Below are 25,800 nucleotides of genomic sequence, written 5' to 3'. Positions count from 1 at the left end.
CGACTCGGACGTTGATACTGGCCTGTATGTCTGCGACGGCGGCAATCTTGGGGAAAGTCGTGCTTCCGGTGCCGCTCAAAGAAATTGCCGCGCGTCACTGGGATGCGATCGTTGTGGGGGCGGGCCACAACGGATTGGCGTGCGCGACTTACCTGGCGCGGGCAGGTCAGCGCGTACTGGTGCTTGAGAGTCGTGAGCGAGTTGGGGGAGCCTGCACGGTTGAAGAGCCATTTCCCGGTATCCGAATGTCTCCCTGTGCCTATCTTGCCGGGCTGCTGCATCCGCTCGTGATCGAAGAACTCGGCTTGCCCAGCCGCGGCTTTACGTGGACACCCGCTGTCAACGGGCTGTTTGTACCCTTTCTGGATGGCAGCAGTATTCAGCTTTGGGATGATGACACGCGATGTGAAGAAGAAGTTCGTCGCTTCTCGCCGCGCGACGTTGAAGGCTGGCGTGCGATGAATGACGTGGTTCGTCGATTGCGAGATGCGCTTCGACCTGCAAGTGACAATTCCTACGACGGCCGGCGCGATCTGTGGATTGGTGATGCGCCAACACAGGAGCAACTCGAAGATCTGCTCAAAGATGACGTCGAGGCGCACCATCTTCTTTTCAGCTGGTCGATGGCGGAGTTTGTCGAGCGCTATCTTGTCGACGAGCGATTGCAGTCTGCTTATCTGGGGCAAGGTGTGATTGGCACCAACGCGAGTCCTTTCGACGCCGGTACAGCCTCGATTCGCTTCCATCACTCTTCCGGCCGGCTCGGCGGGATGCCGGGTATGTGGGGTTATGTGAAGGGCGGCATGGGCATGGTGTCGTTTTACTTCTGCGATGCTGCCGGCGAGGCTGGAGCAGTTGTGGCCACGGGCGTCAACGTTGCGCAGATTCTTCCCGGCGAGGGCGTGTTGCTAGAGGGTGGAGAGCGCATCACTTCGCGGGTGGTCGTATCCAACGCAGACCCGATCCGCACCTTGCGCATGCTGGATGCCGGTGCGGACCCAGCCTGGGCTGCTAAGGTGCGCGCGGTGCCAATCGAAGGATGCACCGTGAAACTGAACGTATTGCTTCGCGAGCTGCCAGACTTTACCGCTCGGTCCGGAGTCGACGAGCCGCATCACTACGGCCAGATCAATGCTCCGTTGACGAAGGCCGAGTGGAAAGCCGGCTATGCGGCAGCTCGTGCGGGGTCCCTTCCGGAGCAGCTCTGGTGCGAGCTTTACTTTCAGAGTGTGCACGATGCAACCGTAGCTCCGGCGGGCCTGCACACCATGAGCGTCTTCGCGCAGTACGTTCCCTACAAGTTTGCGTCAGGCAGTTGGGAGGAGCGTCGCAGCGAGGCAAAGGCCCTGGCGTTGTGCTCGATCGGCCGCTTCTGCAGCAATCTGCAAGAGGCCGTTGTCGATGTGCAGGTGTTGGGACCGCCTGACATCGAGCAGAAGGTCGGCCTCACCGGCGGACATATCTTCCAGGGCGAGTGCCTTCCTGCCTATATGTGGAGCAAGCGCCTCGCCGCTAGAACTCCGATGAAGGGCGTTTATCTGTGCGGCGCGTGTACCCACCCCGGCGGCAGCGTGATCGGCATCAACGGGCGCAATGCTGCGATGGCGGTGCTTCGCGATCTGGATGACGCCCGATGACGGAGCCCGGCCAGTTGGGAGAGAAGCAACTCCTGAAGCGCGAACTGGGCTTCTTCGATCTGACCCTCTTCTACATTGCGGGCGGACTGAGTTTGCGCTGGGTAGCCACCGCGGCTGCGGCCGGTCCGAGCACGATCCTGGTTTGGATCTTCGCGTGTCTCTTCTTCTTCGTGCCTCTCGCTGCGAGTGTGCTCGAACTCTCGGCGCGCTACCCGGACGAGGGCGGACTCTACGTCTGGACGCAGCGTGCCTTTGGCGACTTTTCGGGCTTTCTCGCTGCCTGGACCTACTGGATGAGTAATCTTCCATACTTCCCCGCGGTCCTCTACTTCGGAGCTGGTAGCTTGCTCTTCGCCTTTCCCCACGGACAGAAGCTAGCCACCACCGGCAGCTACTACCTCTTATTTGCGCTGCTTTGGCTCGCGGTAATTACCGTGCTCAACGTTCTTGGGTTGAAGTTCGGGAAGTGGCTCAACAGCATAGGAGCGTTTGGCAGCTGGATTCCAATCCTCATCCTGCTCATGGTCGCAGGCGTCAGTGTCTTCCGCTTCGGGTCCGCGACGAAGTTCACGGCGGTGAGTATGACTCCTCACGCCGATCTTAAGAATGCGATCTTCTGGTCGACGATCTTCTTCGCCTTCGGTGGTTGCGAGACGGGCTCCTTTATGAGCGAGGAGATCAAGAACGCCCGGCGCACCATTCCACGCGCCCTTATCGTCTCGGGAGTAATTCTCGCCGGCAGTTATATAGCTGGAACAATCGCAATGCTTATCGCGTTGCCGAGCGCGGAAATCAGTGGCGTCGGCGGCTTCGCAAGCGCCATTCAGGTAATGTGTGCACGTCTCGGACTTTCGTGGGTGGTCGTAGTGATCGCGCTTTTCCTTGCGCTCAACAGCATCGGAGGAGCCGCTTCCTTTCTCTCCTCCACCTCCAGGCTGCCCTTTGTGGCGGGCATCGACCGCTACCTGCCGAAGACCTTCGGACGCGTCCATGCAAGGTGGGGAACGCCATGGATCGCGATCATCTTCTATGGCGTGGCGGGAATGCTCTGTGCGTTGCTGAGCCAGGCCGGCAGCACGGTGCAGAGCGCCTATGATCTGCTCGTAAGCATGTCGATCGTCACCTACTTCATCCCATTTGTCTTTCTCTTTCTGGCGATGATCCGGTTGCAGCGCGAACCTTTTCCTCGCGGAGGAATACGGTTTCCGGGCGGAAGGGCAGTTGCAGTTCTACTCGCCTCTGTCGGGCTGATTACGACGTTGCTGACGATTGTTCTGGCGCTCGTTCCGCCTGACGACGAACCGCACAAAGGGTTGGCGATCGCCAAGGTACTCGGTTCAACGCTCCTGCTCGTCGGTGGCGGTGCGGCAGTTTTTCTGAGTGCGAAATGGCGACGGAAGACCTGATGTCCGGAACAGATTGAATGGCGGTGGATGCAGTCCTTAGCGAAATCTTCGGTGCGGTAGCGCCAAAGGTTAGTAATGAGAAGTCGGCTTCCCGGCAGTGATCGAATCGTCGATGAGTGCATTAGCGATTTACCACTCGTTGGGCTCAGATCTAGAATCCTCCCATCTTCGCCACCCGACACGAGTCGACGCTTTCGCTGTGATCTGAGGTTCCAGAGGCAGGTTGAACTGCTAGGTCCTGGGCGAATTCTGGATAAATTCTTCGTTTGAAGGTTGGACTTGCCATACAATTGGCTGCAGAATTCCGCCAAAAATCCACCGTCTGCTGGGTTCAATGACCAAACTTTTGAAGTTCCTTTCCCTGCCTATACTGTTGGTTGTTTTTTCCCTAAGCCTGACTGGATGCTCTGGCGGTTCCAGCGGCAGCACAACTAGTAACAGCGGCGGAAGTGGCACCCAGGCGCCCGCACCCGCCGTTACGGGTGTATCTCCGACAAATGTTCCTGCGGGCTCGGGGCCGTTCACGCTGACGGTGACGGGAAGCAATTTTCAACCGCAGTCGGCGATCAGCTGGAACGGAACAGCACTCACAACCACCTATGTGAATGCGACGACACTCACCACGACAGTGCCCGCAAACCTGGCGGCGTTAGCATCGGCTGCGAACGTCACGGTTACAAATCCGGACGGTCAGACCTCGGGCGGCGGCTCTTCGACGCAGCAGGTCTCGGTGACGAACCCGAAACCGACGCTAATAAGCATAACCCCGAACTCTTTGTATGCAGGCTCTGCCGACACTACGTTTACTCTGACCGGCACAAATTTTAATTCTTCGTCGGTGGTGATATCGGGAACGACATCGCTGGCGACCACGCTGGTCAGCGGAACACAGCTTACGGCTGTGGCCCCGGCCGCGCTTCTGGCATCCATGGGCACTCTGACCTTGTCGGTGTCGAACCCCGCGCCGGGTGGCGGCAGCTCGCAGACCGTCGCAGTATCTCTTTCTGAGCACCCGGCTGAGCTCGACTCGCTCGCCCCCTCCACCGTGCTGGTAAGCAATGCACCCCAGACGGTCACATTGACCGGCAATTACTTCACGCCCACCACAGTCGTCTCTGCCAGCAGCATCCCGCTCACTACGCATTTCATCTCGACTACTTCGATCCAATTCACGGTTACGAGCGCGATCACCTTTTCAACGGGGTCGACGCCGATCACGGTCGCCGATTCGGCGTCGGGGGTCAAGGGCGCAAATACGCTGACGCTGCCGATTGTGAATCCTGCACCTGTGCTCAACAGCCTCTCAGCGACAGCTGTGACGGCAGGAGCGCCAGACTTCCTGCTTGTGCTTAGTGGAAGCAACTTCCTTCAATCGTCAACGATTCTGATCAACGGAACCGCGGTGCAGCCGTTCACCACGGGCCAGCTGAGCGCTGTGGCTACGGTCACGGTACCGGCGAGTGTGCTTTCGACCGTCGGCACGGTCACGATCGCGGTCTCGAATCCAGCCCCCGGTGGAGGCACGTCCCAGACGCAAACGTTGAATGTGATCAGCGCGAGTAATCGTGTGCGTACGGTGAACGTCGCTGCGGCGGATCTGGCCTGGGATAGCGTCCACAATCTCCTTGTCGCGTCGACTCTTTCCAGCTCGGCGAACAATCCGAACAGCATCGTGACGATCGATCCGCTCCAGGGAACCGTGATCGCATCCCAGACGCTTCCGAGTCAGCCGGCCGGCATCGCTGTCACCTCCGACGGCAGCTACATCTACGCTACACTGCCGTCGACGGGCCAGATCGAACGCCTCATCCTTCCATCGCTTACACCGGACATTACATTTGCTTTGGGCAAGGGCGCCAACGGCGTTATGAATACGACGGCGGCTGTGACTGCTGCTCCAGGACAGCCGCATACGGTCGCCGTTTCGCTCCATACAGGCGACACGAATCCCGAGAGCGCTGTCGGAGGTGTTGCGGTCTACGACGATGGTATCTCGCGAGCCACAACCGTTGGTCCGCCGGCGTACCCCAATGTCTATGACTCGCTGGTCTGGGGCAAAGACAGCACAACTCTTTACGGGACAGACTCGGCTTATTCGGGTGGACCGGAGGATGTGTTTTCAGTCACGGCCAGTGGCATCACCCTGGCGCAAGCGTACGGGGGCGCGCTTGGTGATTTCGTGAGGCATCTCGCCTACGATCCTTCGACCGGGAACCTGATCGACGGATATGGGCATGTGTTGAATGCTGCAACCGGCCAGGCTCTGGGCCAGATGCAGGTCCAGAACACCCTCTCATACGAGCAAAATCCCTTTGCGCTGGATACTACGCAGCGCCTCGGCTTCTATCTGAACGCCTACGGCTTTTACCCCAACAATCCCGCTCCGGGTGGAGAGTACATTCAGGCCTTCGGTCTCGATCGATTCAATTACATCAACTCGATGCTGGTCGAAGGTCTCGAGGGCGCTTCGACCATTGTTCGCTGGGGAGCGAGCGGACTTGCGGCAAATGGCGCCTCGCAGGTCTACCTGATCGATGGCTCGTTTGTTACGCCTACGGGTGTTACGTCCGCAGTTGGCGGCTTTGTCGCGCCCTCGCCTACGCTCGCGTTGGTAACGCCGGTCAGCGTTGCGGTGGGGAGTGCGGACACGCAAGTGACGCTGACGGGCCGCGACTTTACGCAATCCTCTCAAGTGACGTGGAACAATCAGAACCTGTTGATTGACTCCATCTCCGACACCCAGATGGTCGTCACTATTCCCGCGGCAGCGCTAAGCCAGCCGGTGGCAAGCTTACTCGCGGTTAGCAATGGTCCGGGAACAGGCAGTTCCAATTCGATAGGCTTCACGGTGGTTCCGAATCTGGGAGCCAAGGCGCAGATGCAGGTGCTCAACGTCTCAGGCAGCGATCTTGCCTGGGACTCCGCACGCAACCTGCTTTACGTTTCGGTTCCCGCTGGCGATCCCGTGTCGCCCAATACGATTGCCGTCATCGACCCGGCCGCTGCTGCTATCCGGCAGACGATTCCCGTTGCCGACCAACCGAGCACCATCGCGCTCTCTGACGATGGAAGCTATCTCTATGCTGGTTTCTTAGGCCAGGCGATCGTTCAGCAGTATTCCTTGCCGTCTTTCTCATTGAGTCTCACGATTCCGATGGGTGCTGGAGCTACAGGCACGCTGGGCGCGCAGAATAGTTGCACGTTTCCTGTAGCGATTAAGGTGGCTCCCGGAAATCCTCAAACGATTGCGGTATCGGAAGGCATAGGGAACGTTGAGCCCAACAGCTGTCTTCTCGCAATTTATGACAACGCTACCGCTCGTCCGAACACGCTCTCGTACTACACAAGCGGCGTCGAGTTCAGCAGTCTTGCATGGGGCGCCGATGCGAATACGCTTTACGGTCAAGTGCAAAATGGGATCTCGCCGCAAGAAATCTACGGCGTTACCGTCTCCCCGTCCGGCGTATCGCCTGCGAACGGCCTCAATTCGGGCGGCTTCGGGCTGCAGGTTCATTACGATCCGGGAACCAAGCTGCTTTACAGCGACTCGGGTGTGATTACAAATCCGGTCGGGCCGGTGCAGGTCGGTAAGTTCGATTCGGGCCAGGGTGTCCTGGTCGCCACGGACTCAGCACTAAATCGAGCCTTCGTCCTCACGTCCTCAAGCACGGTCGGGATCAACAACTCAGGGCAGGGAGCCAACTCGTACACGCTGAACATCTATGACCTCAACACGCAGGCGCTGCTGAAGACGATCGCAATTCCGGACGTGCTCGGCGCTCCGTGGCGCATGGTTCGCTGGGGAACGAACGGGCTCGCCTTCGTGACTACGAACTGGCCGAGTGAAGGCACCACAGTAGGTACCCTGTATATCCTTCAGGGAAGCGACATCTCTGGCGCGCCGTAGCCGGAGTGCTGTCGACGATAAACTAAAGTTGTCGGCTTCCACTAGCTTCGTGTAGAACGCTCAGGCTCGTTCACTTGGCAATGGTGTTCGAAGCAAGCCCTGGCACTTAACCCTCGCCTGTTGCCAACAGGCCAATACACACTTCCAGGTTCTAGCAACTGAATGTGTGCGTTGGCGATTTATCACTCACCGAGAAGCCGAGCTCGCAGTTCCCGAGTCGCCGGTCATTTCGGAATAGGTGACGAGAAGCGTTTTTCAGGACTAATCCAGCTTCAACGCTAGCTAAACCGCGCGTAGATCGTGGAGAAAGATTCTCTCTAAGTGCCTCGCCTTTATAAATGAGAATAGGACCGCTCTTTCCACCTAACACTTCCACCGGTTATCTTTCGTGTAAGAGCGTACCACTGTACAGCAAGCAGTATGCCAACATCGAGGGGATGGAGGCACGCTCCGCGCCAGCTCTGGCGAAATCGGTACGCCGCCATAAAACGCGGCAGCCACGCTCCAGTGATTGCGATTAACACATAGACAGTCTCTGCAACCGAAGATTCCCGCACCAGCAATAGCCATGCTGCCAGCATGAACGGGACTATCTGACCAAGAAATAGAAGCAGGCTGATCGGCAAAATTCTTACTGGCGACGCTAGTCCCTCCGTTGCATTTTTGGCAAGCCCTTGCCACACCTGCAGAGCGTTGCGATACATCCTGCACGTCGCGAGATCAGTTAGATCCGCCAAATCTGTTCGATATCCATACTGTCGGAACAACCTCGGAAGAAGGAGTCCGTCATGCATCGTTGTCTTAATCTCTGCGTGTCCGCCACATGCGAAGTAGTCTTCTCGACGAACGAGAATAAACTGCCCGCAGCCTGCTGCGAACGCCGGATCGGTAGTATTCCTCATTCGTTCGACGGGAAGAAATCCAAGTAGGACAAAGTGAATCAGGGGCAACAGGAGCCGTTCAAGCCACGTCTCCGTCGCCTGCTGTGGGAAACCAGTGACTAGCCCCCGTCGGCCTCGCTGCAAGAAGACTGTCATACGGGCCAGGCACTCCGGCTTTAGTCGTACGTCGGCGTCTACAAAACAGAGCAATTCGTGCCTGGCAGCAAGTGCCAGGGTCCAACACGTGTGCTGCTTGCCGTTCCAACCGCTTGGCAATGCTTGAGTGCGCTCCAGTCTCACCCTTGCATCCTTCTTCGCGATCGCCTCGACGATATCGGCCGTTCGATCGGACGAGCAATCGTCCATCACGATCACTTCGAAGCTCACGCCGGTGCTTGCGAGAACACTTTCCACCACGGCAGCAATTCCATCTTCTTCATCCCTCGCTGGAATTAGAACCGAAAGAGCGGGCAGGTATGAGGGCTCGGCTTGCGGTGGAGGGAGATATCGCCGCCAGTTTACGCAAAACAATACTGCGGGCGCCAAAGAGCAGAGCATCGCCGCTATTGTGAGAGCCTCAAGCATCATCGGTGTGGTCCTCGCAGGAAACCAGATCCGCACTACGTTTCGGCATCACGGTGTGCTCCGGGTCAAAGGGCCGGCCGGTCAAGGACGCCTTTAGTCTTTGCCAACCTCCATAGAAACCGCCCATACCTAGTTTTCCATGCGACAAGGTATGGAAGTTTCGAGCATCGCGCTCTATGGCCATTGTGCGTAAGGTGTTCATCGCTGCCTCCAGCGATTCAACCAACTGCTGTTGCAATATCTCTGCGTCCTGCCCTGAATTCACCTTCATTGGCTCTCCGAAGTGCAGTAAGCATTCCGGCAACCGCTCGTCCCAGAACGGATACTCAATCGCGAGCGGAACTACGGTGCATCGACCGGCGCTTGCAGCTACTCGCGATGCCAAGGCAGACAGACCCGGTTTGAACTCCAGCGGCCTCGCCCTGCCATCTACAAAGCGACCCTGCGGTGTAACCCATACCACACCGCCCGCCGTCAAAATTGCTTTGCTGGTTTTCAAAAACTGCGCCGCTCCGCGTGCTGAGTTCATCTGGACGCCAAAAATGCCCACTCGTTTTAGAATCGCATATCGCTCTAGTGCAGCTGCATCCATCGGAGCGTAGTGCTGGCGCGCGTCCATTAGTCTCTCCGCGAGATAGACGGACACCATCGGATCCCACCACGAACTGTGATTTGCATAGACGATCACCGGTCCTGCAATTGTTTTGGCCAGCGTCGAAAGCCTCTCAGCTCCACTTACCCTTACGGCGTGAAAATGCCGTCGAAAGTAGCTGCGCACGATTCTCCGAAAGAATCGAAGCGTCATCAACGAAATGGGTGGCGCATCCATATAGTTGCTTGCCTCATTACGACTCAACCCCGAGCATCATGATCGAGCGAATCCGCAGCGATCCATCCCGACATCATCACCATAGGCATTCCAGGTCCTGGGTGCGCAGCTCCGCCTGCCAGATACATTCCGGCCAGTTCCTTACTGCGATTGGCCGGTTTGAATGCGCCCTGAAAGACTCCATGACTTGAGATCCCGTAGATAGCTCCTTTCAACACCCGGTAACGCTCATGAATATCCTGTGGCGTCAGCGCCGCTTCGAAGACAATACGCTTCTCGATGTCCTCGAGCCCCGCGGTTCGTTTTAGCTTATTCAAGATCACCTGCCGATACGCAGGAAGCATTTTGGACCAATCATGATGTTCGCGCAGATACGGTGTGTGTACGAGCACATATAGCGCTTCGCCGCCTTCGGGAGCGCTTGTCGGATCGGTCGCGGCCGTTGCGGCCAGATAACACGTGGGGTCGGGAGCAGGCTCACCCAACTCATAGATTGAATGAAACTCCTCATGAGGGTCGCGCGAAAACACAAAGTCATGATGCGCCAGATGTTCGTACCGCTGATTCAGCCCAAGGTAGAGCACTACGCCGGAGCATGCTGGCTCGTAGTGTCGCTTAAGTTCAAACTCCTTCGCAGTCGCTCCGCCGACGAGCTCGCGGTGGGTTCGCACCGCGTCTTCATTTGAGACGACAGCATTGAAATGATGGACTTTGCCCATTGCCGTAACGAGTCCAGTCACCTTGCCACCGGCTCGTCCACCGTGCCGTGGGACATCCGTAATAATTTGCGACACATCGGTCTCCGTGTGAAATACGACACCAAGCTCGCCAGCCAATTTCACAAGAGCCTCTGGCACGGCGCGCGTTCCGCCGAGCGGATACCAGATTCCTTCCTCCATCTGCATGTGTCCGATTGCACAGAGAATCGCGGGCGAAGCATCGGGTGAGCTTCCCACATACTGCACAAAATGGTCAAGCATCTGCGCGACATTCGGATCTGGGATGAACTCTCGGATCGTACCTGCAACTGTCTTACCCAGCCTCATTCGCATCACGTCTCTAAGAACTTTGATGTCGAAAGCTCCACCCAAATCCATCGTGTCTTTCATCGACCCGATCGATCTCCAGAAGAAGAATCGGTCACTGATCGAATGCAGCTGCTTTGATGTCTCAAGAAACTTCAGGTAGCCCGCGCCCATCCTTGGCCAAATTTCCTCGAGTTCTTGCGCCATTGCGGACGCGTCATCGTGCAGATCCATCTTTGTTCCATCTTCGAAGAAGCAGCGCCACTGTGGATCAAGTCTAACCATGGGCACATAGTCTTCTAAGCGCCGTCCAGCTTCATCGAAGATTCTTCTCAGGACCGAAGGTTGAATCAGAATTGTTGGCCCCATGTCGAAGCGGAATCCTGCGGTTCGCAACTGCGCTGCTTTGCCCCCCAGCCACGCGTTCTTTTCGAACACCTCCACTTGGTATCCACGAGCAGCCAGGGTACAAGCAGCCGCCAACCCGGCAAGTCCGCTTCCAATCACTCCAACTTTCGTTTCACCGTCCCGCATGCTATTCCTTTCGCTACCTTACCTGAGCGCCACTGCTGCCCGTACCGCCTTAGCGAAGCCGTGACATCGCTGACTTATCGTTTGCGCGTGCGACGCCTGGATTATGCCATTGAACAACTCCCTATGCTGTTCACCCATTACTTCATAGGTACGAAGACTCTTACCGCGCTGAACGGTAATCACTTTTGCAACGGTCATCTCAAGCAGCCCCTCAGAACCGCGGGTAGTACCGAATCCGCTTTCTCTTCGGCCGCCGAACGGGACACGCGGATCCGCAGTTCCGATGATGACGTCGTTGATCAGCACAGTGCCCACGTTGAGCGCCGCCGCCAAACGCCTCGCTTCTTCTTCACGCCCAAACACCGACGCCGTCAGCGCGAAAGGGCAGGCCTCCTGCGCCGCTAATAATTCTGTCTCGCTCGATACGTCGATTATCGACAGTACAGGAGCGAACAGATCGGCCTGAGCAAGGCGCATCTCGGATTTCACCTCAGTTACTAGAATCGGTCGCTGGTCTGAAGTGAGCGAGCCATGTTCGCGAGCGCCCAAAAGTTCTGCCTCATATAGCATTTCGCGCAGATTCTCTCGCGTGATCTCGTCAAGATGCGTGGGCCTGCATTCATCGAATTCCTTGGACAACATGCTGACCAGCATTTTCTTTCGATCCTCGGATGCATTTACCAGCAATACTCTTCGCGGAGCCATGCAGGTAGCCGAGCCGTTCAGACGGATACCAAACGTCACCGCCTTTACCACTCGATTCAAATCAGCAGAAGGCAGCACAACGACGGCATCGCATCCCGAAGCTTCCACCACACATGGGATTATCTTTTCCGCGCATACTCGTAGGATCTTTCGTGCATTCAGAGCAGAACCCGTGAAGATCACTTTGTCCACGGGAGACCGTAGAACCTCCTCTGCTACCGCGATCGAATCATCCGTCACCTCCAACAAACCGCGTGGGAGGCCCGCAACATAGAGCGCTTCTGCAAAGAGTCGCGCTATGGGGGCTCCGCCGCTCCCGGGCTTCAACACCACCGCATTGCCCGCAGCTAATGCCTGCAAGGTTTGTACTCCGGGCAAGAAAAGCGGATAGTTCGCTGGTCCCAGAATGAGAACAACTCCGTAAGGGACGCGCTGAATCTCACTGCTGATCCCTGTCAGCAAGAAAGGTAGCCCTCGTCGGCTCAATCGTCGCACCCTTAGAATCTTTTCTGCCTGTTGCTCCAGAAAGCGGCACGCAGCCAGCAGTGGAAGTACCTCTGCGACTCTGGTATCGGCGGGCGTCCGCCACAGATGGGATGGTATTGCGTTGGAGAACGCGTCGGCCATCCCCGACATCGCAAACCTGGCACGCTGTAGTACGGTCAGACGCTGTTGTATCGGCAGCGCGGCCCATGTGCGCTGAGTCTCGCGAAGCGAAGAAAGTCTGACGACATCAACTTTCACAACTTCGTCCATACGCAGGGGATTACAGTGAGGCGTCTCTTCCCTAATCGCAGAGATCGGCATCGCTATGATGCCACGCCGACCAACTTATCGTCAGATATTGCGGATACAGAGCTCGCCCACTGAGGCTCGATCTTCAGGTCTTCTAGCAGGAGTCGCGATGTAATTCGAGCCGACTCGAAGATCACAGGCAATCCGCTGCCTGGGTGTGTTCCTCCACCAACGAGGTACATCTGTCCCACATCTTCAAATCGATTATGAGGACGCAGATGAAGCATCTGCTTCAGCGAGTGGGCCATGCTGAAGGTGGCCCCCTTGTAAAGATTGAACTCGCCGCTCCAGCCTGATGGAGTCATAATCTTCTCCGTTACTATCCGTCTCTCGACATCTTTGATGCCAATCTTTGCCAGTTGTTCAAAGGCTAGCTTTCGAAACCGCGGGGTCTCCTTTTCCCAATCCACTGAGTTGCTCCCTTTTGAACCAGTCTCATGTGTAACAGGTAAGAGTACATAGAGGGTGCTCTTCCCCTTTGGGGCCAGCGTAAGGTCGGTAACACTCGCATTTTGAACGTAGAACGACGGGTTTGCTGAGAGCCTGTGTAGCGTTTCAATATCCTTCAGATTTTGCCTGTAGTCCTCCGCCAGGTAGATTGTGTGGTGTGACACATCGTCGTAGCACCCGTCGATTCCCAGATACATCATGAACGTCGAACAGGAGTAGTCCTTCTTTGCCAGAGTTTCGTTCGTCCACTTCCTTCTCAAATGATTCGGAACCATTTGACGCATCGCACCTGCGAAGTCTGCATTCACCACCACCGCATCAGCGGGGAGGGTATAGTGCGCTGTCTCTACGCCGATTGCCTTTCCGTTTTCCACTAGCACTCGCTCTACCGGCTCGTTGAGCAGAATCTTTACTCCCATCTCTCGAGCGATCCTTGCCATTGCCTGGGTGATCGCACCACATCCTCCTGTCGGGTGAAATACTCCGTGCTCGTATTCGAGAAATGAAAGAATAGAAAACAGGCTGGGGCACTGGAATGGGCTCATTCCCAGGTATTTCGACTGAAAGCTGAAGCCGAGCCGAATTCTCTCGTCTTTGAAGTGCCGCTGTAAATCTTGATCCAAAGACCTCCACGGAGCCAGCAAAGGCAGTAGCCTCATCATTTCCGGTTTTGCCAAATCCTTCCAGCTCTCGAAGGGAGATTGTAGAAACGGTATGAAGCTAGCTAGCTTTTTCCGATTCTGCGCCATAAAGTTTTCGAGACGAGCCGCATCTGCAGGTGAGATCATTGCAATTGCCTGCCTCATGCGGTCAGCATTCGGCGTCGCCAGTAACTCACCCCCTGCACCGAACACCAACCTGTACTGAGGATCCAGCCGAGTCATCGGCACTTCGGCATCCAGATCGTATCCTGAAGTTTTAAATATTTCTCTTAGAACCTTTGGATACAAAAAGAATGTTGGACCAACGTCGAACTTGAAACCATCTCGTTCGATCGTTGAGGTTCTACCGCCTACCTGGTTACGCTTTTCGAGAACGCTGACTTGGACTCCCGACCTCGCCAGCAGCATTGCAACTGCTAGTCCTCCAGGTCCTGCCCCGACAATTACGACTTTTGAAGATCTAGCTTCTTTTGAGTACGTGCGCATAGAGTTTGAGCCCACTGTGCTGTTCTCAATAGAAGATGCGCGATCCTAGTCGTCGATGGCACAACGCTCTCGGGAGCTTGCGTGGCGTGAATATTTGCGGTCATAACATCCGTGCTATACAAAACTGAGACGAATCTGCTCGAACCCACGGCTCCAGCGGGGAACGAATAGAAAACTAGTGGCGATCTATCCTGCGGAGACGCAATGGCTCCAGGTCTTCATGGACGGTCGCATCCCTTTCTTCCCAAACCCTAACCAGGCCAGCTTCAGTGTCAGCGACATCATGTCCAAAGGACTGGTGACGCCGAACGACTGTAGTGCTCAGGTGCGTGAGCCTAGGCGCGTTGGGTTGGGCGGTTCTCGGCCAGGTGTACAGTCTTGCGGTGGAACTTCCGCAGTATCAACAGAACGTCACTGACAAGGTTGGAGCCCTTCATCTCAATTCCGCTGGTAGGTTGAGCAGCACGGTTGGAATGTTGACCAGTATTAGCAAGCAGATCGCAAGCGGGGGGGCGGTATCACCGGTACCGATTCTTCCCGTGGCTCCAAAGCAAAGGACAGCTAATCGATCAAACACTCCAATTTCCTCCTCAACGCCAACCGGCCCTCTCACTGTCCGAATCGAAGAGCCGGACGAGTCAGTAATGAGCATGGCAAGCCGAACTGTTGTTCCCCTCATCCACCCTCTGACAACAATCTTCATAGTTGTAATCTTCCTCATTTTTATGCTTTTGGGACGGGAAGATTTAAGAGACAGAGCATTACGACTGGCTGGAAAAGGACGTATGCATGTCACGACGACGGCCATTGAGGATGCAAGTCGCCGCGTCAGTCGTTATCTGCTGATGCAACTTGTAGTGAATCTCCTTTACGGGGTTGCGGTGAGCGGCGCTCTATGGGTGATCGGTGTACCAAAGCCTTTGCTTTGGGGAGTATTGACCTGTGTTCTACGTTTCGTACCTTACATCGGAATTCTAATTGCGGCCGCGGGCCCACTACTCGTTTCGATCGCAGTCTCTGCGCACTGGAGTGAACTAATTTGGACTGTGATCTTATATCTAGTGCTTGAACTGATAGCAGGAAACTTCATAGAGCCTCTGCTATACGGCGCATCTACCGGGATGTCAGCTCTCGCGATATTGATCGCCGCAATTTTTTGGACACTTCTCTGGGGCTTACCTGGGCTATTGCTTTCGACTCCTCTTACCGTTTGTCTTGTTGTTATGGGGCGGCAGGTTCCTCAGCTGCAATTTCTCGATGTGCTGTTCGGTGAGGAGCGAATCCCTCCCCCTTCGGAGCGCTTTTATCAGCGAATACTCTCATCAAATACACACGAAGCAAAGGCACTGCTGGACCATGTTTTGACGACAACGCCAAGAGCTGAAGTTTACGACACAGTCATTATCCCGGCGCTCACTATGATCGAGGAAGCTCGATATGCTGAAGAAATCACAGCGACACGTGCAGAGGAGATGCTTCAGGAAATTGAAGAGCTCGTGGAAAATGTCTATAACCTCTCTCAAACCATCGCCTCCCCATCCCGCGTAACCGAAAAAACCGTGGTGTGTATACCGGCAAGAGATTTAGCGGATGAGGTAGCGTGTCAACTCGCGTTGCAAGTCCTGGAAGATATAGCTTCAGCAACGGTGATGTCAGCCGACTACAACACATCTGACGTTCAACAAACACTGGCTGAACTTGAATCTGATGTTGTCTGCGTCATTGGTGTACCTCCCCGTGCAGTACGGCACCTGAGGATGCGATGCCACCAAATCCGCTTACGCTTCCCCCAAGCTGTGGTTGTAGCTTGCGTGTTAAGCAGCGACGATGTTCTGTCTAATCTTAGAAGCCGCATCCCGACTGAAGACGCGCAACACGTTGTGTCTTCATTGCAATTGCTGAATGAATACCTCTCTTCCTTGTTGTACCCTTCCGAAGCTCAAATTGAAACGGAAGGCCCAGTTGACGCCGTACTGGGTGAGACTGTTCAAGAAATGGAGCGAATAGATTTATTTGACGGACCAGAGGAGGGAGTTTTTAGCCGTCTTGCATCAGATTTGGCCAGAGCGTTCGAAGCCCCAATTGCACTCATAACAGTCATGGACGGCCAACGAAGATTTTGGGAGGCGCAGTGTGGATTGCCCGCGGCCTCACTGACTTCCCCGGAATCGGATCGTGACCTGTCAATCTGCAGTCAGGCATCTTTTTCGGAATCAAGCTTGGTGATTCCTGACGTTGCGGAAGATGAGCGCTTTTCTCATGATTGCTTCCTCAAGGACAACGGCATTCGCTTCTATGCTGGCGCCCCACTGAAAGCCCACGACGACACGATTATCGGTTCTATATGCGTGCTCGACACTCGGCCAAGGCAATTGTCGGAACATCAAAAGAAAACATTAGTGTTCATAGCGAATGCAGTGATGACAGCCATCGAGCTTCATGCGGACTCAATCCCGGACGAATCCGAAGTGGACGAAGCCTAATGCTTTTATTCACCCATGGGTACGCTAAAATAGTGATCTCAATGGCGCTAACAAAAGCTAATTCCAACCAGCTAAGTTTACCTAGCCTTCGTTCAGCGCCGACGAACTTTGGGCGCCAAGAGCTCATTTTGGTCCTTTACTATTCGGATCGACATTTTGAAAGCAAATCGTTGACGCGCTCCAGGTGAGGTGATTCGGCGACATTTCTAGAGCCGAGTATCCTCTCAATCTGCCATACTTGCTGTTGGGTGCCCATGACAGCGAGTCATCGCAATAACGTGAAGATCCTCGGGAGCGGCGATCGAACACTGATGTTCGCACACGGTTACGGCTGCGATCAGAACATGTGGAGGCACGTCGTGCCTTCTTTCACGGATGACTTCAAGGTGGTCCTCTTCGACTATGTCGGCTCGGGACTATCCGACGCAGCCGCCTTCGATAAGACTCGCTATAGTACCCTGCGGGGGTACGCTCAAGACGTCATAGAGATCATCGAAGAACTCAATTTGCACAATGTTCACTTCGTCGGCCATTCTGTCAGCTCGATGATCGGTGCGCTCGCCGCGATTGAACAACCTGAATATTTCGCAAGTCTCACTATGATCGGTCCGTCGCCTTGCTATATAAATTCTGGCGACTACAAAGGTGGCATGGAACGCGGTGACGTCGAAGATTTGCTCGAGTCGCTTGAGAGCAACCATGTCGCTTGGTCCGCCACAATGGCGCCAGTAATTATGGGCAACCCCGAGACGCCAGAACTTGCCGATGAACTACAAGCAAGCTTTTGTAGGATGAACCCTTTCCTTGCGAACCACTTCGCACGGGTGACCTTCTTGTCCGACAATAGGTCCGATCTCGTGAAAGTCAGAACGAACACTTTGATCGTGCAGTGTAGAAAAGATGCGATCGCTGGCACAAGCGTGGGAGAATATGTTCACAAGTGCCTTCCGACGAGCGAATTCGTAATGATCGACGCGACGGGACACTGTCCACACATGAGCGCTCCGAAAGAAGTGGTCAAAGCTCTGCAGAACTTTCTGCACGAGAAACCCTTCCCATTATTGGCCTAGATAGCTCCTTTGCGGTAAATGCATTAGAGTCGCTCCCCAGCGGTTTCGTTGTAATCGCGGAAAATGGGACCTTTCTCCACGCTAATGAGAAGTTCCTCGCAATGGTTGGCCGGGATCGCGGTGAACTAACGGGACTGAACCTCGACGATCTGCTCACCCGTGGGAGCGTTATCTTCTACGAGACGCAATTCCTGCCGAGCCTTCGATTGCGTGGCTCCCTCGATGAGATTGTTTTGACCATCCGGCGGCCTGACGGCAGTCAAGTCCCCGTTTTCGTAAACGCCGCCGTTCATACGGATGAGAGCAGCAAGCTTACACGCTTTCACCTAAGTGTCTTCGGCGCGGGGCAGCGAAGGCTGTACGAGTCTGAACTTCTGAGGGCGAGGCGCGAATTCGAGGAGGTTGCCGAAATCGTGCGCCGATCCGCGGACGGCATCATTCGATTGAGTACACGCGGCCAGGTCGAGAGCTGGAATAACGGCGCGGAGCAGATCTTCGGATATACGGCGGTGGAGGGTAAGGGGCGAATGCTGCAATCGCTTTTTATACCTGATGCAATGGGAGACACAGAAGAGAGACTCCGACGTGGCGAGGAAGTCCACCGCGAAACCCTCGCCCTCCATCGATCGGGCCGCTCTATTGACGTCTCGGTGAGCCTGACGCCGCACATGGAAGCTCCCGGGACGCTCGTCGGCTTTTCAGCCATTATCCGCGATACAACCGACCGCAAGCGGGCGGAAAAAGCTTTACTGCAAAGCGAAAAGCTCGCTTCTGCTGGACGGCTGGCCAGCTCCATCGCACACGAGATCAACAACCCGCTTGAGTCCGTAACGAACCTGCTCTACATTCTGAGTTCTCGCGTCGATGATCCGGAGACACTACAGTACGTTATGACTGCGCAGGAGGAACTCGCACGCGTCTCCCACATCGCAACACACACTCTGCGGTTTCATAAGCAAAGTTCCAATCGAACGGAAGTCGACCTTCAGGCACTCGCTGATTCGGTGCTGTCTCTCTATCGTGGAAGACTGCAAAACTCAGGCATTGTCGCGACAACCGATTGCCAAACGAGCCCTCCCCTCCTATGTTTTGAAGGGGAGCTGAGACAAGTGCTAGTGAATCTTGTGGCCAATGCGTACGACGCCATGCGCCATGGGGGAAAGCTAGTGATCCGCGCCCACAGGAGCCGAAACCGCAAGATTGGGTCGGAAGGAGTTCGGCTGCTTGTCGCAGACAATGGGACCGGGATGGATTCGGATGTGCAGGCACAGCTTTTTGAACCGTTCTTTTCGACAAAAGGCATCGGAGGTACGGGTCTTGGCCTCTGGATCACCAAAGACCTGATAGCAAAAAGTGGTGGAACTATCGCGGTGCGAAGCACGACTCGTCCGGGAAGATCGGGAACAGTAATCAGCCTATTCTTCTCCGATTGAGGAAATTTATAGCGATAAGGTTGCGTTCTTCGCTCCTTCCGCTCTTGGCTGATGGCTAGGATGATATGGCGTCAATCTGTTGTTGCAAATCTGGCTGGCCAAATGACCAAATACGCCATGCGGATGCCAACTTTCTAGAATCCGCTATCCGATTTTGGCCGGCGATACGCATCTTAGGTATAAAGATGGAAAACCCGTTCGAAACGCAGCCCAGTATCTTCGTGGTCGACGACGAAGAAGAAATCGCGAAGATGTTCGCTGTCGTGTTGCAGATGAATTTGTTCAACGCCGTTCCATACTTTGACCCGCTAGCAGCGTTGGAGGCTGCAAAGATTAGTCCGCCTGACTACCTATTGACCGACGTAATGATGCCGGGACTAAACGGAGTCGAACTGGCGATGGCGGTTAGGGCTATCGCACCTGAGTGCAAGATGTTGATTTTTTCTGGGCAGGACTCTTCGGGAACGATGACAAAAATTGCCAACGAACAAGGGTACGATTTCACGCTCGTCCTCAAACCGATTCACCCAACCAAGATGGTTGAATTGATACGCGGGTTATAGAGGCAGAAAAGATAGATTGCACTCCGATTTCCGCCTACCTAAAGCGGCGGCTTCGAGCGTTTCTTACGGCGCGGCGGCTGGCCAAAGCGGTTCTTCGGCTAGACTTCGAAACTGGCTGGTGTTTATGTGCATGCCCGTGCCCTCAAAGCTCCGTCAGTCGACCAAGCGCAGGCTGACGTTGCTCACGCTGGCGAGTAGACACGTCACCCACATATAGAAGTTTGGTTTACAACCAAGACCCGCGGAAAGGCGTCTCACCACTTCGTGCTTGTCCCTGAGTCGATACGCGAGTTTTTTCGCTGCAAGATACTGCGCCCCCTGCTGCGCCAACTACGTGGAGGTGTATCACCCCGCCGTCTAGCGTGGAGTTTGGCACTGGGAATAGTCATCGGGATCAACCCTTCGGTGGGACTCACCACGATTATGGTGATTATGATCGCTTGGGCGTTCGGCTTGAATCAGATCGCATCGCAGGTCGGTGCGCATGCAATGACACCCATCCACTTACTCTTGTTTATCCCGTTCATTCAGTTAGGAGTACATCTTTTTCACACTAGCCGTCTTCCGCTGAGCCGACAGCAGATCGAGCATCTGAGCCATCACCCTTGGAGACTAATTCGTGATATCTGGCAATGGGAGTGGCATGCACTTGTCGTTTGGGGCCTGGTGGGTGCAATCGCGATGCCCTTGATTGCAATTTATCTCCGGCGGGCTCTGGTGCTGCTGATGCGTCGCCACCGAACTCTGTTCCGTTCGCGTTCCGCCCAGGGCTGATCAATCCAGAATCTCTTGCTGAATTTTTGCTGCTGTTTTGGCTGACAGTGGCTTCGTGGCTTTACCACGATCTAGGGTTGGAACAGCTGCCTTTCTAGCGGCTTTCACAGTCGCAGCATGCATCGCGGATGCCACCGTCTGATCAACCAGACCTCCGCTGACGCCACTCTTCATAGCATTGTTGACTGCTTTATCAAGTGTCTCTATAGCTCTCTTTTCGGATTTTTTCTTAGCCATTGCACTCCCTTGGTAAACAGCTCGTGCCGCAATTACATATTGTACGAGGGTTATCGTCTGCACCCGTCGATGGTTGCCAGCGTCCGGCAAGTTTGAAGCGAAAGCACGCTACCGACTTTCGCAGCATCCTTACCTGGCTAATTCGCGCCCTTCTCATTATCTGTCTTATAACCCCATTCACTTTGCTCTGTCCCTTGATCGTTTCATGTGTTGCGACCTCAGACTGTTTGGGCCATATGCGCCGGATATGGAAGATCCAAGGGAACCGCGTGCTACACTTCCGCCCATGCCTCTAATAGTCATTCTCATCATCTTGTTAGTTCTCTTTGGCGGGGGCGGCCACTACATGGGCCCTGGTGATCCACTGACGACGGGTTCTGTGGCAGACTCCACAAAGTGGCCGCCCGGAGATGCTGCAGCAGGACCTAGGCACAGAGAGATGGCTTAATCTGAAAGCGGCGAGATTCCTAGAACCGAAGGCAATCCGAATGCCCATCTAATGGAGGCGGCTTATGGATATTCTGGCTCTTGCCTCTTTGGCTACTCGCATATGATGGGTGGCTATGCGGGCGGGCAGGCGCAGTATGCTCGTGTTCCTTTCGCTAATGTAGGTCCTTTGAAGATCGAAAGTGACCTCCCGGATGAGAAAGTGCTCTTCCTTTCCGATATTTTCCCGACCGGTTACATGGCGGCTGAGAATGCACAGATTCTGCCAGGAGATACGGTTGCGGTATGGGGTTGCGGACCTGTCGGGCAGTTCGCTGTGGCAAGCGCATTTTTGCTTGGCGCTGCGCGAGTGATCGCGATTGATCGTCTTCCGGAACGTCTTGAGATGGCGCGAAGCCTCGGTGCAATTACGGTTGATTATTCTGAGGAGGATGTCAGCGTACTTACCGCACTCAAGGATCTAACCGGAGGGATAGGGCCGGACGCCTGCATTGATGCGGTAGGCCTCTAAGCTCATTCTGCACAGTTGCAAGGAACTTACGACAAAATCAAAGTCGCTTTGATGATGGAGACGGATCGGCCTAGCGTCCTCCGACAGGCGATTCAGGCTGTGCGTAAGGGCGGCACGCTGTCAGTACCTGGGGTTTACGGCGGCGTCCTGGATAAAGTACCGTTTGGGGCGGCCTTTGGTAAAGGCATCACCATGAAGATGGGCCAGACGAACATGCATAACTACATGAAGCCTCTGCTTGAGCGGATCGAGAAGGGACAAATCGATCCAAGTTACATCATCTCTCATCGCATCACGCTTGAGCAGGCCCCCGAGATGTACGAGGTCTGGAGAGACAAGAAAGAAAATGTGACAAAGATCGTGATCGATCCTTGGGCAGAAGCCGCATCTTGAAGGGCCTTGTGGCTAATGCTACTAAACTCACCGCAATCTCTGGAGATCCCGAAATATGAGTTCCGCTAATCCAATTTCCCGCCGTGATCTTGTTGCCAATCTAGGAACGGGCATCGCATCCGCCGCGGTCACAGCTGCTGTACCGAGTGCGCAAGCTCAGACAACGGGTGTTAGCACCGCTGCACCTTTTGTTGACCCGACCTCCAAATATCCGAAACCACCATATCCGGGGCAATCACAACCATGGCCTGGACTCGCAAGTAAGATGAATCCAAGACCGGATCACGGGGAGACGAGCTACAAGGGATCGGGCCGTCTGAAGGGACGCAAAGCTCTTATTACCGGCGGAGACTCAGGCATGGGGAGGGCCGCCGCGATCGCTTATGCGCGAGAGGGCGCTGATGTTGTCATCAGCTATTACCCTTCGGAGGAGCCTGATGCACGCGAAGTTGTTGAACTGATCAGAGCTGAAGGACGTAAGGCCATCCAGATCCCAGGCGACCTTCGCGAGGAGAGTTACTGTAAGGAACTTGTAAGTAAAACGATCGAAGCGTTTGGTGGCTTAGATATCATCGTCTCCAACGCTGGACGTCAACAACAGTGCGAAGACATCCTTCAACTCACCACGGAAGCCTTCGACGCCACCATGAAGACCAACATCTACGCTCCGTTCTGGATCATCAAGGCGGCACTACCCCACATGCAGCCGGGTTCTTGCATCATCGCAACCACGTCTGAGCAGGCCTATGATCCTGCGGGCAACTTGTATGACTATGCTCAGACCAAAGCTGCGACTATGAACTACGTTAAATCGCTGGCGAAGCAATTTGGCCCTAAAGGAATTCGGGTGAACGGAGTCGCGCCGGGCCCGATTTGGACACCGCTTCAGGTTTCAGGCGGAGCAACCCAAGATCATCTAATTCATTTCGGCGAAACTTACCCACTACGCCGAGCAGGACAGCCAGCCGAACTCGCAAGCATTTATGTGCAACTCGCAGCAAACGACGCTAGCTACACGACTGGCAACATTTATGGAGCAGGTGGGGGCGCAGGCCAGCCGTAACGTGGTTCAGATAATTCCACTTCAGATTACTAACTAGTTTGAGCGTCTACAAGATTTGATCCAAGTCCGCCGCACACGATAGCGGTCGAATCGCGAGGTCACAAATACTCTTTGAAGATATCCATTGAGCTGGGCGGTTCGTAAGCAGTCATGATGCTCTCTGGATCGGTAACACAATCCGAAAGACCGTCCCGCTTTTGTTTTGCCTATTGCTTGTGCGGTACCGAATGGCGCCGCCGTGCCCTTGAACTATTTCTCTGACGATCCAAAGGCCTAGACCGTTTCCTTCAGACTTGTTGCTCTTGAACGAGTCGAATAGTGTGTTCTGCATCGATCTCGGAATTCCCGAACCATTGTCAGCAACCGTGATGATCGCGTTCAAGCTGCGGATGGCAACACGAACGTGAAGATTTCCTGAGTGTGGAACAGCGTCCAAAGAATTCAAGAGAAGATTGGTTAGAACCTGAAAGATTTCACCCTTGTTCACACAAGCCCGTGCAACATCGGATGAGCGAGTCTGAACATTAATCCTCTTTTTTGCAATCTGTTCCCGATGAAGTTTAAGGGCGGACGTGGCCAAATCAACCAGATCGACCTCTTTCGATTCCGCGTCCACACGAATGAACGTAAGACTTCTGGTGGTGATCTCCGCTAAACTGCGGAGCTGAAGGTCCGCCTCATCAAGGTATTCGGTGCGTTGTGGTTCGGATTGGCCCGACGATCTGGCCAAGAAGATAAGGTTAGTTAAAGCAGCGAGGCGATTGTTGACCTCATGCATGGTCGCACCGACCAACCTACCCGCCAGTGCAAGCTGGTGATAGCGTCGAAGATTCTCTTCACAGGCTTTGAGCTTTTGACCTTCGTCCTCAAAGGAGCCGCTAGAAACGAAGGGCGAGTCCATGACTATCTGAGGACATTAGGGAACGAAAGGTTGGCCTAAACCAGCTACCACTTAACTCGATACTTCACCTGTTTGTTGCACAATGAATTCGGAAGTCAACTTCGTAGCTTTACAAGAAGATCAGCCGGATGGACGGGCTTGGACAGGAGGTCGAAGTCGTAGCCCTGCTCCCGCGCTTTTTTCAGCAGATCTACAGTCGCGGCTTGTCCCGAGAAGAGCAGCACTTTACACTTTGGCTGCGTTCGACGGAAGTGGATAGCCAATTCAACTCCGGTCATGCCTGGCATCACAACATCGCTGATGAGAAGATCTGGCGTCAGGTCGACAGAAGCAGCAATGGCCTTGTCCGGGTGATCAAATGCGCTCGCCCTAAAACCAGCTTGATTTAAAATGACGGCAAGGGTGTGGGCGATCACCACTTCGTCGTCTACTACGAAAACCACACGATTCGTATCCGGCACTTGGTCTCCTGACTCCCCATGTAGGATACCTCAGTGATTATTGACCTGCTGCTTGTCAGGAAATGATGGGAGGTTTTTACTTTCTATGCAAATGGCGGGGTGGATGGAGACATCCCATAACGATAGGGATGACGTCTCCGTTACAGAACCTATGGAAACTCGACCAGTTGTCGCTCTGAGGGGAACGATATGGATAGAAAACCAATTGAGGTGCAAGTGAGAACCACAAACGATTGGTTCGGGCAGTTCGCAGCTTCCGCCTCCGGCTGGCTGGGCTCGAAGTGGGCGTTCGCTGGAGCCGGCTCTGTCATTGTGCTTTGGGCCGCTATGGGTCCCCTATTTCGCTTTCCGATACTTGGCAATTGGTCATCAATACCGGCACGTCGATTGTCACGTTCCTTATAGTTTTTCTCATCCAGAACACGCAAAATCGCGACTCACGCGCTATTAATTTAAAGCTCAACGAGCTTATCCGCGCAATTGATAAGGCTCGTGACCAGATGATAGACATCGAGAATCTAAGCGACCTAGAGCTAGATGAACTTCAATCCAAGTACGAGAAAATCGAAGCAGAATGCGAATCGCGTCCGCGGAAAGCGAACTCTGGGAAAGTCGGGGATGTCAACGACTAGGACAGTAAAAGCGACGAGATGCATTCTCAGGACTCAATAATTTCGGTTAGCGTTAGTTGGCCCAAAGACTCTAAGTCACGTTCCGCATGGGACTGGCGCATATATAGACCCACTTCCTGATAGCGACTCGCTGTCTCTTCATTCATCGATAACGGATAGGGACCATACGCCCGGGCAAATCGTTGAAGTGTCGCCGTACCCATCCCATCAATTAAATGGCGGACCTTCAAGGCGCGAATCTGTGCAGCCTTCGAATCTGAAGGGGCTGCATCAATCTCATCGGCGGCCTGCTTTAATAGTGCATACATTCCCCAAACAGCGGCTTGCATTGCGCCAAGATGCGCCAGGGTATGAGGGTCGTCACGTTTGCTAACGAGGGCAAAGTCTAATAGACCGGCAACGCCTCCAGCCCAGCACGCCGCTGGCCCACAGGCACCGTGCCAGAAACCCGGTCTCTCAAGGTACCAGGCTGGGCCGCCGATCAGGGAGTCAGGTGACACCCGCAATTCATGGAGTGTTATCGCCCCCGTCTGAGTGTTCCGAAAAGCTTCCGTCTTCCAGACTTCCAGATCGTAGCTGATCTGGCTTGAATTTTTTCTCAGGTCTACTTCGACGAGGCGTGGGTGTGGTAGCCCGACTGTGAGGAGGGCTCGATCTACTATTCCAAGCCCGCTGCAAAACGGCTTTTCGCCACTGATCTGGAAACCATCTGTAGTTCGCTCCAGCCGAACTGCGTGGCCCGGGATCTCAGAACCCCAAACCGCGTATAACATGTTAGGTTCAGCACGGCGTCCCGCCTCCGCGAGGATTGCCGCCGCATCCCAATGAGCTTCTGCAAGCTTCGCCAAGCTGAGATCCTCTCGCGCTGTCTCGGCCAGTAGCTGATGGCGCTCGGATGTACGCCCCCCTCCCGGGAGTGGCAGCTTCTGC

Annotated in this window: 20 protein-coding genes and 1 pseudogene; 12 read left to right on the top strand and 9 right to left on the bottom strand. The window is 54.8% G+C overall.

Going from position 1 to position 25,800, the window contains the following annotated elements; all coding sequences use genetic code 11:
* The first annotated feature begins 26 nt into the window (after positions 1–26).
* The 3 genes from HDF10_RS11330 (at position 27) to HDF10_RS11320 (ending at position 6,950) form a co-directional block, all read left to right on the top strand.
* Entirely contained in the window at positions 27–1,637 is a 1,611-nt protein-coding gene (locus HDF10_RS11330; RefSeq protein ID WP_183813381.1) for a phytoene desaturase family protein, read from the top strand.
* Positions 1,634–3,043, top strand: a complete 1,410-nt coding sequence (locus HDF10_RS11325; protein ID WP_183813379.1) for an APC family permease — start codon at positions 1,634–1,636, stop codon at positions 3,041–3,043. Before HDF10_RS11330 ends, HDF10_RS11325 begins: the two co-directional genes overlap by 4 nt.
* A 373-nt stretch (positions 3,044–3,416) precedes the next feature.
* Positions 3,417–6,950: a beta strand repeat-containing protein gene (locus HDF10_RS11320; RefSeq protein ID WP_183813377.1), complete on the top strand. Its 3,534-nt coding sequence runs from the start codon at positions 3,417–3,419 to the stop codon at positions 6,948–6,950.
* 332 nt (positions 6,951–7,282) lie between these two features.
* Here the strand turns inward: HDF10_RS11320 and HDF10_RS11315 are convergent, their stop codons facing one another.
* Genes HDF10_RS11315 through crtI form a run of 5 tightly spaced genes read right to left on the bottom strand, consistent with a single transcriptional unit; the run spans position 7,283 to position 13,902 of the window.
* Positions 7,283–8,419 carry a glycosyltransferase family A protein gene (locus HDF10_RS11315; protein ID WP_260177821.1) on the bottom strand — a complete coding sequence of 379 codons (1,137 nt, stop codon included), beginning with the start codon at positions 8,417–8,419 and terminating at the stop codon, positions 7,283–7,285.
* The gene (locus HDF10_RS11310; protein WP_183813375.1) at positions 8,409–9,272 is read right to left on the bottom strand and encodes a lysophospholipid acyltransferase family protein; all 864 of its coding nucleotides are present in this window, start codon (positions 9,270–9,272) and stop codon (positions 8,409–8,411) included. The genes HDF10_RS11315 and HDF10_RS11310 overlap by 11 nt, the downstream gene beginning before the upstream one ends.
* Complete coding sequence (locus HDF10_RS11305) at positions 9,269–10,804, bottom strand: phytoene desaturase family protein (RefSeq protein ID WP_183813373.1); 1,536 nt, start codon at positions 10,802–10,804, stop codon at positions 9,269–9,271. The genes HDF10_RS11310 and HDF10_RS11305 overlap by 4 nt, the downstream gene beginning before the upstream one ends.
* Before the next feature lie 18 nt (positions 10,805–10,822).
* On the bottom strand, positions 10,823–12,265 hold the full coding sequence (locus HDF10_RS11300; protein ID WP_183813371.1) for an aldehyde dehydrogenase family protein: 1,443 nt from the start codon (positions 12,263–12,265) through the stop codon (positions 10,823–10,825).
* A gap of 53 nt (positions 12,266–12,318) precedes the next feature.
* A complete protein-coding gene (gene crtI, locus HDF10_RS11295) occupies positions 12,319–13,902 on the bottom strand; it encodes a phytoene desaturase family protein (protein ID WP_183813369.1) in 1,584 nt (527 codons plus the stop codon).
* A 644-nt stretch (positions 13,903–14,546) separates the two neighbouring features.
* Between crtI and HDF10_RS11290 the strand changes: the two genes are divergently transcribed.
* From HDF10_RS11290 to HDF10_RS11275, 5 genes are all read left to right on the top strand, one after another.
* Positions 14,547–16,385 carry an AI-2E family transporter gene (locus HDF10_RS11290; RefSeq protein ID WP_183813367.1) on the top strand — a complete coding sequence of 613 codons (1,839 nt, stop codon included), beginning with the start codon at positions 14,547–14,549 and terminating at the stop codon, positions 16,383–16,385.
* Positions 16,386–16,639: 254 nt separating this feature from the next.
* Entirely contained in the window at positions 16,640–17,455 is an 816-nt protein-coding gene (locus HDF10_RS20945; RefSeq protein WP_260177820.1) for an alpha/beta fold hydrolase, read from the top strand.
* Positions 17,344–18,888 carry a PAS domain S-box protein gene (locus HDF10_RS11285; RefSeq protein WP_311732746.1) on the top strand — a complete coding sequence of 515 codons (1,545 nt, stop codon included), beginning with the start codon at positions 17,344–17,346 and terminating at the stop codon, positions 18,886–18,888. The genes HDF10_RS20945 and HDF10_RS11285 overlap by 112 nt, the downstream gene beginning before the upstream one ends.
* 185 nt (positions 18,889–19,073) lie before the next feature.
* Positions 19,074–19,451, top strand: a complete 378-nt coding sequence (locus tag HDF10_RS11280; RefSeq protein WP_183813363.1) for a response regulator — start codon at positions 19,074–19,076, stop codon at positions 19,449–19,451.
* 264 nt (positions 19,452–19,715) lie between these two features.
* Positions 19,716–20,225: a DUF2062 domain-containing protein gene (locus HDF10_RS11275; RefSeq protein WP_183813361.1), complete on the top strand. Its 510-nt coding sequence runs from the start codon at positions 19,716–19,718 to the stop codon at positions 20,223–20,225.
* Here the strand turns inward: HDF10_RS11275 and HDF10_RS11270 are convergent, their stop codons facing one another.
* A complete protein-coding gene (locus HDF10_RS11270; RefSeq protein ID WP_183813359.1) occupies positions 20,226–20,462 on the bottom strand; it encodes a hypothetical protein in 237 nt (78 codons plus the stop codon). It abuts the gene before it with no gap.
* 550 nt (positions 20,463–21,012) lie between these two features.
* On the opposite strand from HDF10_RS11270, the gene HDF10_RS21200 reads away from it, so the two are divergent.
* The 3 genes from HDF10_RS21200 to HDF10_RS11255 are packed head-to-tail and all read left to right on the top strand — an operon-like array spanning position 21,013 to position 22,876.
* Complete coding sequence (locus tag HDF10_RS21200) at positions 21,013–21,420, top strand: zinc-binding dehydrogenase (protein WP_311732738.1); 408 nt, start codon at positions 21,013–21,015, stop codon at positions 21,418–21,420.
* A 51-nt stretch (positions 21,421–21,471) separates the two neighbouring features.
* A complete protein-coding gene (locus tag HDF10_RS11260; RefSeq protein WP_183813355.1) occupies positions 21,472–21,813 on the top strand; it encodes an MDR/zinc-dependent alcohol dehydrogenase-like family protein in 342 nt (113 codons plus the stop codon).
* A gap of 55 nt (positions 21,814–21,868) precedes the next feature.
* Positions 21,869–22,876, top strand: a complete 1,008-nt coding sequence (locus tag HDF10_RS11255; protein WP_183813353.1) for an SDR family oxidoreductase — start codon at positions 21,869–21,871, stop codon at positions 22,874–22,876.
* A gap of 148 nt (positions 22,877–23,024) precedes the next feature.
* Here the strand turns inward: HDF10_RS11255 and HDF10_RS11250 are convergent, their stop codons facing one another.
* Complete coding sequence (locus HDF10_RS11250; RefSeq protein WP_183813351.1) at positions 23,025–23,777, bottom strand: sensor histidine kinase; 753 nt, start codon at positions 23,775–23,777, stop codon at positions 23,025–23,027.
* A 95-nt stretch (positions 23,778–23,872) separates the two neighbouring features.
* Complete coding sequence (locus tag HDF10_RS11245) at positions 23,873–24,238, bottom strand: response regulator (protein WP_183813349.1); 366 nt, start codon at positions 24,236–24,238, stop codon at positions 23,873–23,875.
* A 189-nt stretch (positions 24,239–24,427) separates the two neighbouring features.
* Here HDF10_RS11245 and HDF10_RS20935 point away from each other — a divergent pair.
* Positions 24,428–24,870, top strand: a pseudogene (locus tag HDF10_RS20935) (low affinity iron permease family protein).
* A 26-nt stretch (positions 24,871–24,896) separates the two neighbouring features.
* On the opposite strand, the gene HDF10_RS11235 reads toward HDF10_RS20935, so the two are convergent.
* Complete coding sequence (locus HDF10_RS11235) at positions 24,897–25,718, bottom strand: acyl-CoA dehydrogenase family protein (RefSeq protein ID WP_260177817.1); 822 nt, start codon at positions 25,716–25,718, stop codon at positions 24,897–24,899.
* Positions 25,719–25,800: the final 82 nt, after the last annotated feature.

Source organism: Tunturiibacter empetritectus (assembly GCF_014201375.1).
GTDB lineage: Bacteria > Acidobacteriota > Terriglobia > Terriglobales > Acidobacteriaceae > Edaphobacter > Edaphobacter lichenicola_D.
This window is presented reverse-complemented; position numbering and strand designations above follow the sequence as displayed.